We start from the raw sequence: 14,269 nt of genomic DNA on the forward strand, positions 1-14,269 counted from the left end.
GGCTCGATCAGCTCCGGCCGGGACGCGTCCCCAGGTCGACGAGCCCGTGCTCGATCGCCGAGACCAGGATCTGCACCCGGTCGCGCACGCCCAGCTTCTCCATCACCTTCACGAACCGCGCCTTCACGGTCGACTCGGTGACGAACAGCTCCTGCGCCATCTCGCGGTTGCTCATCCCGCGGGCGAGCAGGCGGATCACCTCGAGCTCCTTCTCGGTGAGCGCCTCGAGCAGATCGGGGTCCGGCACCGTCTCCGCCGGCACCGACTCCTCGAGCCCCTTCACCACGTGGCGCGTGACCTCGGCGGAGAGCACGGACTCGCCCGCGAGCACCGCGTGCACCGCCGCGATGATCTCCCGCGGCTTCGTGTCCTTGACCAGGTAGCCGGAGGCGCCCGCGCGGAGGAGGTCGACGACGTAGCGGTCCGTGGTGAACGTGCTGAGCCCGAGGATCGCGATGCCCGGGTGCTCGGCGTGGATCCGCTCGGTCGCAGCGACGCCGTTCATGACCGGCATCTGCATGTCCATCAGGATCAGGTCGGGCTGGAGCGTCGCCGCCTGCTGCACCGCGATCCTCCCGTCGGAGGCCTCGCCCACCACCTCGATCGCCGGGTCCTGCGAGAGGTAGTCGCGGAGGATCTCGCGGGTCATCGATTCGTCGTCCACCAGCAGCACGCGGGTCATCGCTCTCGTCCTTCGTCGGTCGCCCCCGCGACGAGCGCACCGGACGCCCGGCCCTCGAGGGGGATGGTCATGGTCGTGGTCCAGCGGCCGCCGCGGGCTCCCGCGTCCAGCCGCCCGCCGAAGACGGCGCAGCGGGCCGACATCGCCTCGATCCCGAGGTGCGAGGAGACGATCGGAGCCGCGGAGGCGATCGCGTTGGAGGAGCTCAGCTGCACCTCGCCCCCCGACACCTCGAGCCGGAGCTGCACCTCACCGGCGGTGTCGCCGTGCTTGAGCACGTTCGTGCCCAGCTCCCGGACCGTGCGCCGCAGCACCTGGCGGAGGCTCGCGGGCACCTGCGCCACGGAGCCCGCCACGTCGAGGCGGACCCGGAAGCCCGCGCGCTCGATCGCGTCGGCGACGTTCCGCACGTCGTGGACGAAGCCGACAGCGGTGGTCGTGGCGCCCGAGACCTCCGGGGTCCCGAGCAGGTCGGAGTCGCCGCGGGCGGGAGCGCCTGCCTCGTCCTCGTCCTGGAGGAGCGTCACGAGGCTCCGCAGATCCTGCAGCGCCTGCTGCGCCGCGTCGCCGATGCTCTCGAGGATGCGCTCGGTCTTGGCCGGGTCCTCGACCGAGGTCGCGCGGCGGGCCTGCATGGCGATGATGGTGACCTCGTGCGCGACGATGTCGTGCAGCTCGTGCGCGAGCCGGGTCCGCTCCTCGTTGCGGATCCGCGCCTGCTCCTCCTGGATGCGGTCGGCCCGGCGCTCGCTCCGCTCGCTGCGGCCCCGGAAGGCGTTCAGGCCCAGCCCGGCGGTGCCGCCGAAGAGGACGAACGCGCCCAGGACGTAGACGGCCGTGCCCATGGCGCGGTCGACGAGCAGCACCGCGGGCAGGAGGACGAGGGTGCCGAGCACGAAGACGAGCCCCGCGCGCCAGGGGAGGAGGAAGGTGACGAAGCCGACCACCACGATGGTCGGGAAGATCAGCGCCGCGAGCAGCAGCGGCGGGGCGCCGAGCATCAGGACGACGGCGTAGACGAGGTAGAGCGAGACCGCCGCGGGGATCGCGCCGGCGAGCAGCGCCAGGAGCGGCAGGTAGGGGAGCGCCAGCTCGATCCAGCCGCGGACCGACGTGAGGTCGACGCTGCCGCCCATCAGGTCGATGACGACGAGGAGCGTGAAGGAGCCGAGGAGGAGGGACCGGGTGATCCAGCCGCCGGGCAGCGTCCGCACGTCGTTCGTCCACCGCGTCGTCCCCACCACGGGACCAGGGTACCGAAGCCTTCTCCGAGCCCCGTCGGCCTTCCGTACAAGGGCGGACTGGTCTTTCGTACAGGAGCGGTGCGACGGGGCGTCGCCATGCTGGTGGAGCGGTCGAGCCGATCGCACCCCTCGATCACAGGAGAACGACCATGGCCCCGATCCTCGCCGCCGCCGCACTCGCCCTCGGAGCCGTCCTCGCTCCCGCCGCTGCTCCCGCCGCTGCTCCTGCCGCCGCTCCCGTGCAGGCCGCCTCGTCCGCCGGCGTGCAGACGGTCGCCGCCTCCTACGAGCTGCCGAAGGTGCAGAAGCCGGGCGGCATGGAGTCGATCCAGGACCGCGGCGCCCTCTGCAACCTCTTCGGGATGTGCTGAGCGCAGCTCTCGGACCGGGTCAGCCCTTCAGCGGGTCGTTGCCCCAGTTCATCAGGGAGTAGCGCCACTTCGTCTCGGTGACATCGCCCGAGGGACGCTGCTTCGCGTGCCGGTGCACGTAGCCGACGACCTTCGTCATGTGGGCGTAGTCGTCGTCGCTCAGGTCGGCCTGCTTCGTGCCGAGCAGGTCGACGATGCGGCGCCCGCTCTCGTGGCCGACGGACTCGCCGCCGCCCTCCGGCTTCTGGCCGACCTCCTTCGACTCGTCGGTGCCGAGCCACTCCTCGAGCTCCTTCGCGGTCATGTTCACGGCGTCGTGGAACTCGTCGCGGGTCGTCCGCTTCTCGTCGTTGGTGGGCATCGCGGGGCTCCTCGGGTCGGTCGGTCCGGGTCGGTCGGTGACCTCCAGCGGAGCGTGTCGGAGGGGGAGAGGTCAAGCCCCGTGCGCGGTTCCAGGGCGCGCGTAGCGTCGGAGGAGTCCGCACCAGCCGACCACCGCCGACGTCCGCCGCCGGCAGAGAAGAGGCCCACATGCCCTCCCGCAACACCCTCGTCCGCAGTCTCCACGACCTCGGAGCCGCCGCCTGGTTCGGCGGCTCGCTCATGGGCGCCGTCGGCCTGAACGGCGCCGCGTCCACCTCGTCCGACCCGGCGGAGCGCCTCCGCCTCTCCTCGAACGGCTGGGCCCGCTGGACCCCTGTGCAGCTCGCCGCGATCGCCGCCCACGGCGTCGGCGGCATCGGACTCGTCCTCGCCAATAAGACCCGCCTGGCCAACCAGCAGGAGAGCCGCACGAACACCGTCGTCAAGACCGTCGTGACCGGGCTCGCCGGTGCCGCCTCGGTGATCGCCGCGGTCGCCGGAGCGACGCAGGCCAAGCACGCAGACGAGGGCGCCCCCGGCGTGACCGAGGCGTCGGAGCGGAACTCGCAGGAGCTGACCACCGCCCTCCGCGTGCAGAAGGTCACCCAGTGGGCCATCCCCGTGCTGACCGCCGTCATCATCGTCCTCGGCGCCCAGCAGGGCGAGCAGCAGCGCCCCGTGAAGGGCCTCTTCGAGACCACGGCGCGGATGTTCCGCAAGTAGTCCCCGCGCTCGCGCGCAGACCGTCGGCCGAGAGTGCCCGCCGTCCCCGAGGGTGGAGGGCGGCTGCTCTCGGCCGACGTTCTGCGTGCGGGGTCCGGCTAGCGGCAGTGTCCGCGGCTGCTGCGGGGTCGCCGTGGGGATCGCCGAGGCGGACGCGCCTGTGCTGATCTGCTCGGCGACCACCCCGCCGTGAAGGGTGATGCGGCAGCTGATCCCGCCCTGGTCATCGGAGTATCAAGGCGCCGATCCAGCCGATCAGGGAAGCGGGGGCGGGGCCGACGCCGGTCCTCCTCGGACGGGGGCGGCGCAGTCGTCGAACGTTTGAGGGCCCGACCGAGGCCGAGGAGTGGCGTGGAATCGCCCGGACGCACGGAGGCGGTCCGATTGACCCCGCTATCTCTACATAGGTAGCGTCATCCGTGTGCAGCCACTCCCTCGCCTCACGTCCGCCACCGCGGACGTCCTCCGGACCCTCCTCGATGCCGACGGCCCGACCTGGGGCATGGTCGTGATCAAGGCCACCGGGCGACCGGCGGGCAGCGTCTATCCGATCCTGGAGCGGCTCGAGGGAGCGGGCTGGGTGGTCTCGGAGTGGGAGGCCGCGAGCGAGCGGAGCGGCCCGCGTCGCCGGCTCTACGAGCTGACCGCGGAGGGCGCCCCGGCAGCCCGGGCCGCCGTCGAGCGGATGCGGTCGACCGCGCGGACGGCGCCGCGAGCGGCGGAGGCGACCGCATGAGCGCGCTTCTGCGGCTCCTGTCGCTGCTGCTGCCCCCGCTCGCCCGCGAGCGCTACCTCGAGGAGTGGCGGGCCGACCTGGCCGGGGCCGCCGAGCTGGGACTGCCCCGGCGCGGCGTCGTCCTCGGAGCGCTCGCCCTGCTGGTGAGCGTCGACCGCGACCTGCCCGCGCACACCGGCGAAGCGCGGGGCACGCTCCCGCGCCGCCTCGCCCGCCGCGGACTCGCGCTCTTCGCCGCGGCCGCGCTGATGCTCAGCGGCATCGCGCTGACCGGCGGCGGGATCGTCCCCGAGCCGGGTGCCGCCTCCGACACAGCCCTGGCCGCCGTCGGCGCCGTGCAGACCGCGGTGCTCGTCGCCGCCGTCGCGGTCGCGGTCCTCGGCGCGGTCCACCTCCTCGGCGCTGCGGCGTCGGCCCGCACGGTGCTCGCGCGGATCTCCCTGGTCGCGGCCGTCGTCGGCCCGGTGCTCACCGCGGCCGGCCTCCTCCTCCCCGGACCCCTCGCCCTCGTCGGCCTGCCCGTCTCCCTCGCCGGGCTCGTCTGCGGGGCGATCGTCCTCGGCGGCTCGAGGACCATCGCCCTCGCACCGCGGACGGCGACCCGCGCTCAGCGCCTCCCCGTCGCCCTCGCGGGCCTCGCGCTCGTGGCGGGCGTCACGGTGGTGGGCGCCGTCGATCTGCTGGTCTGGAATCCGCAGGCGAAGGTCCCCGGCGTGGCCCTGGCGGAGATCTACGCGACCATGTCCGAGCGCGACGGCTTCGAGTTCGGCTCCCACGCGATCTGGGTCACCGGGTGGGCCGCGTTCTGGACGGCCGCCGCGATCGTCGTGACGGTCGGCGCCCTGGTCGGCCGGAGGTCGCCGCTCACTCCGCGGCGGATCGCGGTGCTCATGCTCGCCCTGGTCGCCGGCGCCGTCGTCTTCCGCTTCTTCGCCGGGTTCGGCTTCGGGATGTCGGTCGCCGACACCTTCGTCACCTCCGGCGGCGACGGCTCCCTGGTCTCGGCGATCCTGCCGCCGCTCGGACAGCTCGCGCTCGCCGGCGCCGCGATCGCGGTGGGCTGGGCGCCCCGAGTCGCCCGACCGGCGGCGGCCTCCGCGGCCTGACAGTGCTCGTGCCGGAGGAGGGCTTCGCCCGGGCGGCTCAGGATGCGCGAGATCGGGGCGGCCTGCCGACGTACTTCCCTCCGTGGTGAACACGAACGGCCCGTTCCGGCGCGGCCGAGCGCCCTCCGACCTACTCCAACCGGCGCAGGAAGCGGGCCGGCTGGTCGAGGAAGCCGCGCCAGGTCCGCACCAGGTCGAGGTCGTCGTAGCGGCAGCGGCGCAGGCCCGTCTCGTCGAGCTCGTAGAGGTCGGCTCCGGGGAGGGCCGCGAGGATCGGCGAGTGCGTGGAGAGGACGACCTGCGAGCCGCCGGCGACCAGATCGCGCAGCTGCCCGATCAGGACGAGGCAGCCCGACACCGAGAGGGCCGACTCCGGCTCGTCGAGGAGCCACAGCCCGCTGATCCGGGAGCGGTTCGCCACGATGTCGAGGAACGACTCGCCGTGGCTCCGCTCGTGGTAGCCGCCGTCGATCCCCACCTCCTCCAGGTAGCTGAAGAAGCCGTGCATCGTCTCGGCGCGGAGGAAGAAGCCGCGCTTGGACGCGCCCGCCCCGCGGACCAGCTGGAGGTGCTCGGCCAGGTCCGACTCCGAGGCGCGGGAGGAGTGCATCGCACCCGTGGATCCGCCCTCCGCGTTCAGCCCGTAGGCGAGGGCGACCGCCTCGAGCAGCGTCGACTTGCCCGAGCCGCTCTCGCCGGTGATCACCGTCACCTGGCCGAGATCCCAGCCCTCGGCCAGCACCTGCCGCACGGGCGCGAGCGTCGCGGGCCAGCGCGCGAGGTCGGCGGGGTGCTCGGGTCGGGCCTGCACGCGGCGCACCGGGAGGGTCGAGAACACCCGGTCAGTCAAGCAGGTCGACGCTCCAGCCGGCCTCGGCCAGCGCGCGGGCCGTGTCGGCGCGGGGCGAGTAGGGGAGGTCGTCGGCGCCGACCACGCGGTAGTCGGTGTCGCCGGGGCCGACCCAGAGGACGGAGTCGGACGGGCCGGCCCGGTGCAGGGCGGCGCGGACGGCGTCGGCCGGCTCCGCGATCTCGAGCACCTCGCAGCGCTCGACGCGGCGGGCGCCGTCGACCAGGGCGCGGCGGATCCGCGCGGGGTCCTCGAAGCGTGGGTGGTGGTCGGTGACGATCACCAGGTCGGCGCGCTCGGCGGCGGCCCGGCCCATCGGCGCGCGCTTGCTCGGGTCGCGGTCGCCGTCGGCGCCGAGGAGGACGAGCACGCGGCCGGGCGTCACCTCGCGGAGGGCGTCGACGGTGCGCGCGACCGAGTCGGGGGTGTGCGAGAAGTCGAGGAAGACCCGCGGCCCGTCGGCGCCGGACACGAGCAGCGTCCGCCCGGGCACGGTGACGTCGATCCCTGAGCCGACCGCCGCGGCCACCCGGTCGCGCGCGTGGCCCGCCTCGATCAGCATCACCAGCGCGAGGGCCGCGTTCGAGGCCATGTGGCGTCCGAGGAGCGGGACGGAGGTGGTCGTCGACCAGCCGTCGCGGGCGGTGAGCCGGAAGCGGGTGCGGTCGACCGCGGTCTCGAGCACGTCGATCCGCCAGTCGGCTCCGTCCCCGGCGGAGAGCGTCACGACCGGGACGGAGGCCTCGCGGGCGACCCGGCGCCCCGCCTCGGTGTCGACGACCGCGACGCCGCGCCGGCTCCGCTCGGGCGTGAACAGGCGCTGCTTGGCGCGGAGGTACTCGTCCAGGTCGCCGAAGTCGTCGAGGTGGTCGTGGCTGAGGTTGGTGAACCCGGCGACGTCGAGCACGATCCCCTCCATCCGGGAGCGCACGAGCGCCTGAGCGCTGACCTCGATCGCCGCCGCCTCGACGCCGTCCTCCGCCATCCGGGCGAGGAGCGCGTGCAGCTCGGAGGCCTCGGGCGTGGTGAGGCGGCTGGCGACGACGTGGTCGGCGCTGCGGCGCTCGGCGGTGGAGCTCAGCCCCGAGACGACGCCCAGCTGCCGGAGCACCGCGTCGAGGAGGTGCACGGTGCTGGTCTTGCCGTTGGTGCCGGTCACGCCGAGGAGCACCGGCCCGCTCCTCGTGCCGTACACCTGCGCGGCGACCGGGCCGAGGGCGGTGCGGGGGTCGTCGCTGAGGAGGACGGGCAGTCCGGATGCGCGGGCCTCGTCGAGCCCGCCCGCGTCGGTGAGCACGGCGACCGCTCCTGCCGCCGCCGCGTCGGCCGCGAACCGGGCGCCGTGGCTCCTCCTCCCGGGGAGCGCGGCGAAGAGGGCGCCGGGGCCCGCCTCGGTGTGCGCGACGGTCACCGCGGTGATGCGGACGTCGGAGCCGTCGCCGTGGAGGCGGAGCCGATCGCTCGCGAGGTCGGCGAGCGCGACGCCGGCGGCGTGGAGCGGTTCGAGGAGCCGGAACACCGGCATGCGGGCCTCCTGCGGGGCGGGCGGGGCGGTATCGCCGAGGGCCCGCGGGCGCCGCCGGGCGACCGGAGGGGGAGGGCCGGGAGGCCCATGCCTCAGCCTGCGCGCCGCTCCCCCCATCGGGGAGGCCCTTGCCACCGCCCGGCCGGGCCGCTACCCGCCTCCGCCTACTGCCGCGAGAACGCCTCCTGGTACAGCGCCGCGAGCTCGGGGGAGCTCTCGCCGCTGAGGCCGCAGGTCAGGATCGTGTCGCCGTCGGCCGCGACCAGATAGTCGACCCCGGTCTCGAAGACGATGGGGGCCCCGTCCACCGCCGTCTCCCTGCCCTGGGTGACCGTGACGCCGTCGCCGACCTCGCCCGCGTAGCGCTCGAGCACGTGCAGGGTGACGGTGCTCCCGTCGATCGAGCGGACCTCGGCCCGGAACGCGAGCTGAGCAGGGGCCAGCGCGGCGGCCGTCACCGGCGAGCACGCGGCCATCGGCCCGCCCGTGCTCGGCAGGATCAGCGTCGAGGTGCTGCCCCCGCCCACGCCGAGCGCGAAGGGCAGCAGGAGGGAGGCGGCGGCCCCGGCGCTCAGCGCGCCGACTCCCACGATCAGCCAGGGGGAGCGGCGGCGGGAGTGCACCGTCCGCGTGCCCTCACCCGTCGCGGCGGCGATCTGCTCGGCGAGCTCGTCGCGGTCGAGCGCGGGGAGGCTCCGCGCGGGGTCGACCGTGCGGAGGAGGCGGCGGACGTCCTCGTCGTCGGTTCCGGTCATCGGAGTCCCCCTTCGGGCGCGTGCGGGTCGGTGGAGTCGTAGAGCTCGGCGAAGCGGCGCCGCGCGCGATGGAGGCGGATCGAGACGGCGTTCGCCGTGACTCCGAGGACCGCGGCGATCCCGCGGACGTCGAGCTCCTCCCACGCCCAGAGGCGCAGCAGCTCGGCGTCCTGCTCGCGCATCCGGGCGAGCACGAGGCGCACGGTCTCCTCCGCGCCCGACGCCTCGCCCTCGTCGATCTGCACCTGGGGCGGATCGACGACCGCGATCCGCTGGGCGAGCATGACCTGGCGGCGCTGCATCCGCCGGGCGTTCTGCAGCTGGAGCCGGGCGACGCCGATCGCCCACGGCACCGGGTCGTCCTCGGGCACGTCGGCGCTGCGGCGCCAGAGCGCCGAGAGCGTCGCGGCGAGCACGTCGTCGGCGGTGGCGGAGTCGGTGCGCCGCCAGAGGTAGCGGCGGACGGGATCGGCGACCGCGGCGGCGACCGCGGCGAACCGGTCGGGACCCGCGAGGGGAGCTGGCATGTGCCTCATGCTCCCTCCTGTCCGGGATCGGCGCACATCTTTCACCGGCGCGCCGGGCGGGACTCCGCGCTCTCCCAGCAGCGCGGGAGCGCGGGTCGGCGCTCAACGCCGCGAGGCGCCGACGAACTCCAGCCAGCCGGCCACGAACGGCTCGATGTCGTCCACCTCGTCCAGCGCGAGAGCGTCCAGATCGACTCCGCGGCACTCCAGCGTGAGGACGTGCCCGCGCACCCACGCGGCCGCGCGCACCGCGCCGGCTCCCTCCCAGACCTCGAAGGGCTCCGGAGCCCCGTCGACCGGGATCTCCGCGATCCGCGTGGGGGCGGGCAGCGCCTCCGGCTGCACGAACGAGACGGGCGCCTCCTCCCGGCAGCAGAGCAGCGCGACGTCGTGCCGCGGATCGCCGAGGGTCGTGCGGATCTCGACGGAGGGCCCCGGCCCGCCCGGGACCGCCTCGTCGGCGAGGAACGAGAGCCCCCGGGGGCCACCCGTCAGCGTCCACTCCGCCAGCAGCCGCGGACCGCTCCAGCCCGAGACCGCCCAGAGCGGGAGGTCGCCGAACGACCCGCGGATCCGCGCGACCCGCTCGGCGAGGTGCGCGGAGAACTCCTCCTCGCCGAGACGCCGCGCTCCGTCCATGGCCCGATCGTAGGTCGGGTGCCGCGGCACGGCCAGACCCCTCGCTACTGTGAACGTCGACCCCCGCCTCCCTTCCCCGCCGAGGAGCCCCATGCCCATCTGGACCCTGCACGGAGACGGCCGCACCGTCGAGCCCGGCGCCGTCGTCGCCCCCGGCGAGCGGCTCGCCTGGCCGGCGACGATCGCCATCGGCATCCAGCACGTCGTCGCCATGTTCGGTGCGACGTTCCTCGTGCCCGTGCTCACCGGGTTCCCGGTCGCCACGACCCTGCTCTTCTCCGGAGTCGGGACGCTGCTGTTCCTCCTGATCACGCGCAACCGGCTCCCCAGCTACCTCGGCTCGAGCTTCGCGTTCATCGCGCCCGTCACGGCCGCGACCACCGTCGGAGGGACGGGGTCGGCGCTCGCCGGAGTCGTCGCCGTGGGCCTCCTCCTGGTCGCCGTCGGCGTCCTCGTGCAGGTCGTCGGCCTCGGCTGGATCGACAGGCTGATGCCGCCGGTCGTCGCCGGCGCGATCGTGGCCCTGATCGGGTTCAACCTGGCTCCGACCGCGTACCTCAGCTTCAAGCAGGCACCGATCACCGGGACGATCACGCTCGCCGCGATCATCCTGTCGAGCGTGTTCCTCCGCGGCTTCCTCGGCCGCGTCTCGATCTTCCTCGGCGTGGTCATCGGCTACGTCGTCGCCCTGCTCCGGAACGAGATCGACTACTCCGCGGTCGGTGCGGCCGACTGGTTCGGCCTGCCGCCGTTCACCTTCCCCGACTTCGCCTCCGGATCCACGTGGTCGGGCATCGCGATGTTCCTGCCGGTCGTGCTCGTCCTCATCGCCGAGAACGTCGGCCACGTCCGCGGCGTCGCGACGATGACCGACGCCTCCGCCAACGCCAGCACCGGCCGGGCCCTGATCGCGGACGGAGTGGCGACCACCCTGTCCGGTGCCTTCGGCGGCTCCGGCACCACGACCTACGGCGAGAACATCGGAGTGATGGCGGCCACCCGCGTGTACTCGACGGCCGCCTACTGGGTCGCCGGCGTCACCGCGATCCTGCTCAGCCTCTCGCCCAAGGTCGGCGCCGTCTTCAACTCGATCCCGGCCGGAGTCCTGGGCGGCGCCACCACCGCGCTCTACGGCCTGATCGGCGTGATCGGCATCAAGATCTGGATCGACAACCGCGTCGACTTCTCGCGCCCGGTCAACCAGTACACCGCCGCGGTCTCCCTCGTGATCGCGATCGCCGGCTTCTCGTTCTCCTCCGGCGGCTTCGAGCTCGGCGGCATCGTCCTCGGCGCCGGCGCCGCCCTCGTGATCTACCACCTGGGCAACGCCATCGCCCGCTGGCGCCGCACCGGCGCCGACGACGGCGGCCCCCTCCCCGCCATCGGCCAGCTCGGCGGGGACCCGCAGGACCGCTGACCACGGCCTGCTCCGGCCTGCCGCTCCCGAGACGCCGCCGTGCCGTCCGGACGCCGCCCTCCCGCGGACGTCCCGGCGCGCACGGCGGCGTCTCGGCACCCGACGGAGCCGTCCCGGCGCGCGCACCGCAGCACCGCCTCCGCTTACCACGTTCGGGTCAGTCCGCAACCCGGTGCGCTCCCAGGCGGCTCCCGCCTAACGTCGAGCGTGACGACCGCAGCAGCGGAACGCCGCACACCGAGTGAGACAGCAAGGAGCACCACCGTGCCGCAGATCATCGAGACCGTCGACGTCAACGTCCCCGTGTCCGTCGCCTACAACCAGTGGACCCAGTTCGAGGAGTTCCCGCGCTTCCTCGACGAGGTCGAGTCGATCCAGCAGGTCACCGACACCCTCACCGTCTGGAAGGTGAAGGTCGGCCCCGTCGAGCGCGAGTTCGAGGCGAACATCACCGAGCAGCACCCCGACGAGCGCGTCGCGTGGAACAGCACCGGCGGCGAGACCGACCACGCCGGCGTCGTCACCTTCCACAAGCTCTCCGACACCGAGACCCGCGTCACCGTGCAGCTCGACTGGGAGCCCAAGGGCTTCCTCGAGACGCTCGGCTCGCTCGTCGGCGCCGGCAGCCACGCCGTGAAGAAGGACCTGAACAACTTCAAGGAGTACATCGAGAAGCAGGGCACCCCCGACGGTGCTTGGCGCGGCGACGTCGAGGCCTGAGCCGTGACCGACGCAGCCACCTCGTCCGAGGGCGAGAAGAAGGCGAACGGTCTCGGCGACGACGAGACCATCCCGCACTCCGAGGACGGGCTGGCGGTGGGGGTCTCCGGAGACTCGCACTTCAACCCCGAGGAGGACGCTCCCGAGGAGCCCTCCGAGAGCTGACGTTCTCCTCCGGGGAGCCCGACCGCTCTCCTCCGCGAGATGCCACTTGTGCACATGACACGCCACGAGGCGTGCGCACAGGTGGCATCTCGCGGTTGAAGGCTCAGCGCCAGGCCCGGGTGTACTGCGGGGGCACCGGCAGGTCCGCGCCGAGCTCGTGCGCCATCCGCACCGGAGCGTTCGGGTCGCGCAGCAGCTCGCGGGCGAGCAGCACGACGTCGGCGTCGCCGTTCGCGACCACGCCCTCCGCCTGCTCCGCCGTGGTGATGAGTCCCACGGCGCCGACCAGTGCACCGGTCGCCTTCCGCAGGTCGCGCGCGAACGGCACCTGGTAGAGCGGCGCCACCGGGATGCTGGCGTGCACGAGTCCGCCGGTCGACACGTCGAAGAGGTCCACGCCCTCAGCGCGCGCCCACTCCGAGACGGTGATCGTCTCCTCCAGCGTCCAGCCGCCCTCGGCCCAGTCGGTCGCGGAGAAGCGGACCAGCAGCACGAGCTCCCCGATCTCGGCGCGGACCGCGCGGACGACCTCGAGCAGCAGGCGCGCCCGGTTCTCGAGCGAGCCGCCGTAGGAGTCCTCGCGCGTGTTCGAGAGCGGCGACAGGAACTGGTGGAGCAGGTACCCGTGCGCGGCGTGCAGCTCGATCACGTCGAAGCCGGCGTCCGCGGCGCGGCGGGCGGAGGCGCGGAACGCCTCGACGAGGCCGGGCAGCTCCTCCGCGGCCAGCTCGCGCGGCTCCGCGTAGCCCTCGAACGCGACGGCCGAGGGAGCGACGGTCGGCCAGCCGCCGTCCTCCAGCGGCACGGATCCGCGTCCGCTCCACTCGCGGTAGGTCGACGCCTTCCGGCCCGCGTGGGCGAGCTGCACGCCGGCGAGCGCGCCCTGCCCGTGCACGAACTCGACGATCGGAGCCCAGGCGTCGCGCTGCTCGTCGTTCCACAGCCCGGTGTCCCAGGGGCTGATCCGCCCCTCGGGGACGACGGCGGTGGCCTCCGCGATGACGACGCCCGATCCGCCGCGCGCGAGCCCGCCGAGGTGCACGAGGTGCCACGAGGTGGGCACGCCGTCCTGCGCCTCCACCGAGTACTGGCACATCGGTGCCGCCCAGAGGCGGTTGCGGGCGGTCCTCGAGCGGAGCGTCAGCGGCTGGAACAAGGCGGTGTCGGTCATGTCTCTCCTGTCGTGCTTCTCCGCGGAACGCCGCTTCGGTACGCGATACGCCGGTGAGGGCGCACGCCGGCGGCATCTCGCGGAGGGGGTCACGTGCTCCAACCGGGAGGAGAGCCCGGCTATGCCCGGATCAGCGCGGCCAGGTCGACCCGGGCGCGTCCTGCCAGACGGTGCTCGGCGGAGCGAGCGACTCCAGCTCCTCGAACAGCGCGTCGGGGATCTCGAGCGCGTCGTCGGCCACGAAGGAGTCGTAGTGCTCGGCGGACGTGGCGCCGACGACCGTCGTCGTCACGCGGGGGTCGCGCGTCGAGAACTGCAGCGCGGCGGCGGCGAGCGGCACGCCCGCCCGCTCGCAGGCCGCTCCCATCGCCGCGACGGCGTCGACGATCTCGCGCGGCGCCGGCCGGTAGGCGTAGGAGGCGACCGGCTCAGGCCAGCGCACGAGGGCGCCTCCGCCGTAGACCGCCGCGTTGACGACGATCACGCCGCGGTCGACGGACGCGTCGATCAGCTCCTCGGAGGAGCGGTCGACGAGCGTGAAGCGGTTGTGGGTGATCACGGCGTCGAACAGGCCGGTGTCGACGTAGTGGCGCAGCATCGGCGCGGGTCCGCCCGAGATCCCGATCGAGAGGGCGACGCCCGCCTCCTTCATCGCGACGAGCGCGCGGACCGGGCCGTCCTCGGCGAAGGCCTCGTCGTACGAGATGCGCTCCGGGTCGTGCAGGTAGAGCAGGGGGAGGACGTCCATACCGAGGCGCTCGCGGCTCTCGTCGAGGCTGCGGCGCATCCGCTCGGCCGAGTAGCTGCCGGTGCTCGGGTCGCGGTCGAGCTTGGTGACCACGGTGATCCCCTCGGGGACGCCGCCGCGGGCCTGCAGGGCCTCGCCGATCAGGCGCTCGCTGTGGCCGCCGGCGTACTCGTTGGACGTGTCGACGACGGAGACGGCGCGGGTGGCGGCGTCGGAGTCGAAGACGCGCTCGAGGGCCGGCACCCGGTCGAGGTCGGCGACGCGCTCGGGGCGCCAGGAGGTGCCGAGGGTCAGCCGGGTGACGGTAACGCCGGACGGGCCGAAGGGCCGGAGGCGGGAGGACTGCGGAGTCATCCGCTCAGCCTGGCAGCGCCGGGGTCCTCCCCGCATCCCGCGGAGGATGAACGGTCAGTGGACGAGAGGGCTCTGCCCGACGACGCCGAAGCCCAGGAGCGTCGTCGCGAGCGTCCCGGCGGAGAGGTGGGCGATCCGGAAGACGGTGTCGGAGCGGCGCGGCCGCCTCCGAG

At 73.9% G+C, this 14,269-nt stretch carries 17 protein-coding genes; 7 read left to right on the forward strand and 10 right to left on the reverse strand.

Features of this window, described 5'->3' with window-relative positions; translation table 11 throughout:
* Positions 1–7 precede the first annotated feature (7 nt).
* Together C5C30_RS05275 and C5C30_RS05280 are read right to left on the reverse strand one after the other, a co-directional pair.
* Positions 8–682 (reverse strand): response regulator transcription factor, encoded by a 675-nt coding sequence (locus C5C30_RS05275; protein ID WP_104225096.1) that lies wholly within the window; start codon positions 680–682, stop codon positions 8–10.
* Positions 679–1,926 carry a sensor histidine kinase gene (locus C5C30_RS05280; RefSeq protein WP_258059356.1) on the reverse strand — a complete coding sequence of 416 codons (1,248 nt, stop codon included), beginning with the start codon at positions 1,924–1,926 and terminating at the stop codon, positions 679–681. The genes C5C30_RS05275 and C5C30_RS05280 overlap by 4 nt, the downstream gene beginning before the upstream one ends.
* A gap of 149 nt (positions 1,927–2,075) precedes the next feature.
* On the opposite strand from C5C30_RS05280, the gene C5C30_RS05285 reads away from it, so the two are divergent.
* Positions 2,076–2,297: a hypothetical protein gene (locus C5C30_RS05285; RefSeq protein WP_104333314.1), complete on the forward strand. Its 222-nt coding sequence runs from the start codon at positions 2,076–2,078 to the stop codon at positions 2,295–2,297.
* A 19-nt stretch (positions 2,298–2,316) separates the two neighbouring features.
* On the opposite strand, the gene C5C30_RS05290 is transcribed toward C5C30_RS05285, so the two are convergent.
* Positions 2,317–2,658, reverse strand: a complete 342-nt coding sequence (locus tag C5C30_RS05290; RefSeq protein ID WP_104333315.1) for a DUF3140 domain-containing protein — start codon at positions 2,656–2,658, stop codon at positions 2,317–2,319.
* 170 nt (positions 2,659–2,828) lie between these two features.
* On the opposite strand from C5C30_RS05290, the gene C5C30_RS05295 reads away from it, so the two are divergent.
* The 3 genes from C5C30_RS05295 to C5C30_RS17585 all read left to right on the forward strand — a co-directional run bounded on the left by C5C30_RS05295 (position 2,829) and on the right by C5C30_RS17585 (position 5,225).
* On the forward strand, positions 2,829–3,383 hold the full coding sequence (locus C5C30_RS05295) for a hypothetical protein (RefSeq protein WP_104333316.1): 555 nt from the start codon (positions 2,829–2,831) through the stop codon (positions 3,381–3,383).
* A 421-nt stretch (positions 3,384–3,804) separates the two neighbouring features.
* Complete coding sequence (locus C5C30_RS05300) at positions 3,805–4,119, forward strand: PadR family transcriptional regulator (RefSeq protein WP_104249735.1); 315 nt, start codon at positions 3,805–3,807, stop codon at positions 4,117–4,119.
* On the forward strand, positions 4,116–5,225 hold the full coding sequence (locus tag C5C30_RS17585; RefSeq protein ID WP_104225091.1) for a hypothetical protein: 1,110 nt from the start codon (positions 4,116–4,118) through the stop codon (positions 5,223–5,225). The genes C5C30_RS05300 and C5C30_RS17585 overlap by 4 nt, the downstream gene beginning before the upstream one ends.
* A 130-nt stretch (positions 5,226–5,355) precedes the next feature.
* On the opposite strand, the gene C5C30_RS05310 is transcribed toward C5C30_RS17585, so the two are convergent.
* The 5 genes from C5C30_RS05310 to C5C30_RS05330 all read right to left on the reverse strand — a co-directional run bounded on the left by C5C30_RS05310 (position 5,356) and on the right by C5C30_RS05330 (position 9,521).
* The gene (locus C5C30_RS05310) at positions 5,356–6,063 is read right to left on the reverse strand and encodes an AAA family ATPase (RefSeq protein ID WP_258065804.1); all 708 of its coding nucleotides are present in this window, start codon (positions 6,061–6,063) and stop codon (positions 5,356–5,358) included.
* Positions 6,064–6,067: 4 nt separating this feature from the next.
* The gene (locus C5C30_RS05315) at positions 6,068–7,600 is read right to left on the reverse strand and encodes a Mur ligase family protein (protein ID WP_104333317.1); all 1,533 of its coding nucleotides are present in this window, start codon (positions 7,598–7,600) and stop codon (positions 6,068–6,070) included.
* A 164-nt stretch (positions 7,601–7,764) separates the two neighbouring features.
* Complete coding sequence (locus C5C30_RS05320) at positions 7,765–8,355, reverse strand: hypothetical protein (protein ID WP_104237812.1); 591 nt, start codon at positions 8,353–8,355, stop codon at positions 7,765–7,767.
* On the reverse strand, positions 8,352–8,882 hold the full coding sequence (locus C5C30_RS05325; protein ID WP_181027124.1) for an RNA polymerase sigma factor: 531 nt from the start codon (positions 8,880–8,882) through the stop codon (positions 8,352–8,354). The genes C5C30_RS05320 and C5C30_RS05325 overlap by 4 nt, the downstream gene beginning before the upstream one ends.
* A gap of 102 nt (positions 8,883–8,984) precedes the next feature.
* Positions 8,985–9,521 (reverse strand): hypothetical protein, encoded by a 537-nt coding sequence (locus tag C5C30_RS05330; protein WP_104225957.1) that lies wholly within the window; start codon positions 9,519–9,521, stop codon positions 8,985–8,987.
* A 91-nt stretch (positions 9,522–9,612) separates the two neighbouring features.
* Between C5C30_RS05330 and C5C30_RS05335 the strand changes: the two genes are divergently transcribed.
* The 3 genes from C5C30_RS05335 (at position 9,613) to C5C30_RS17590 (ending at position 11,823) form a co-directional block, all read left to right on the forward strand.
* Entirely contained in the window at positions 9,613–10,938 is a 1,326-nt protein-coding gene (locus C5C30_RS05335) for a uracil-xanthine permease family protein (RefSeq protein WP_104333318.1), read from the forward strand.
* Positions 10,939–11,202: 264 nt separating this feature from the next.
* Positions 11,203–11,658: an SRPBCC family protein gene (locus C5C30_RS05340; RefSeq protein WP_104224157.1), complete on the forward strand. Its 456-nt coding sequence runs from the start codon at positions 11,203–11,205 to the stop codon at positions 11,656–11,658.
* Positions 11,659–11,661: 3 nt separating this feature from the next.
* Complete coding sequence (locus C5C30_RS17590) at positions 11,662–11,823, forward strand: hypothetical protein (RefSeq protein WP_167299017.1); 162 nt, start codon at positions 11,662–11,664, stop codon at positions 11,821–11,823.
* Positions 11,824–11,926: 103 nt separating this feature from the next.
* On the opposite strand, the gene C5C30_RS05345 is transcribed toward C5C30_RS17590, so the two are convergent.
* Positions 11,927–12,994, reverse strand: coding sequence for an NADH:flavin oxidoreductase/NADH oxidase (locus tag C5C30_RS05345; protein ID WP_104246991.1), 1,068 nt, complete (start codon positions 12,992–12,994; stop codon positions 11,927–11,929).
* Positions 12,995–13,124: 130 nt separating this feature from the next.
* Positions 13,125–14,096, reverse strand: a complete 972-nt coding sequence (locus C5C30_RS05350; RefSeq protein ID WP_181131463.1) for an aldo/keto reductase — start codon at positions 14,094–14,096, stop codon at positions 13,125–13,127.
* Positions 14,097–14,269: the final 173 nt, after the last annotated feature.

Source organism: Rathayibacter sp. AY2B5, from assembly GCF_002931645.1.
In the GTDB taxonomy this organism is placed as follows: domain Bacteria; phylum Actinomycetota; class Actinomycetes; order Actinomycetales; family Microbacteriaceae; genus Rathayibacter.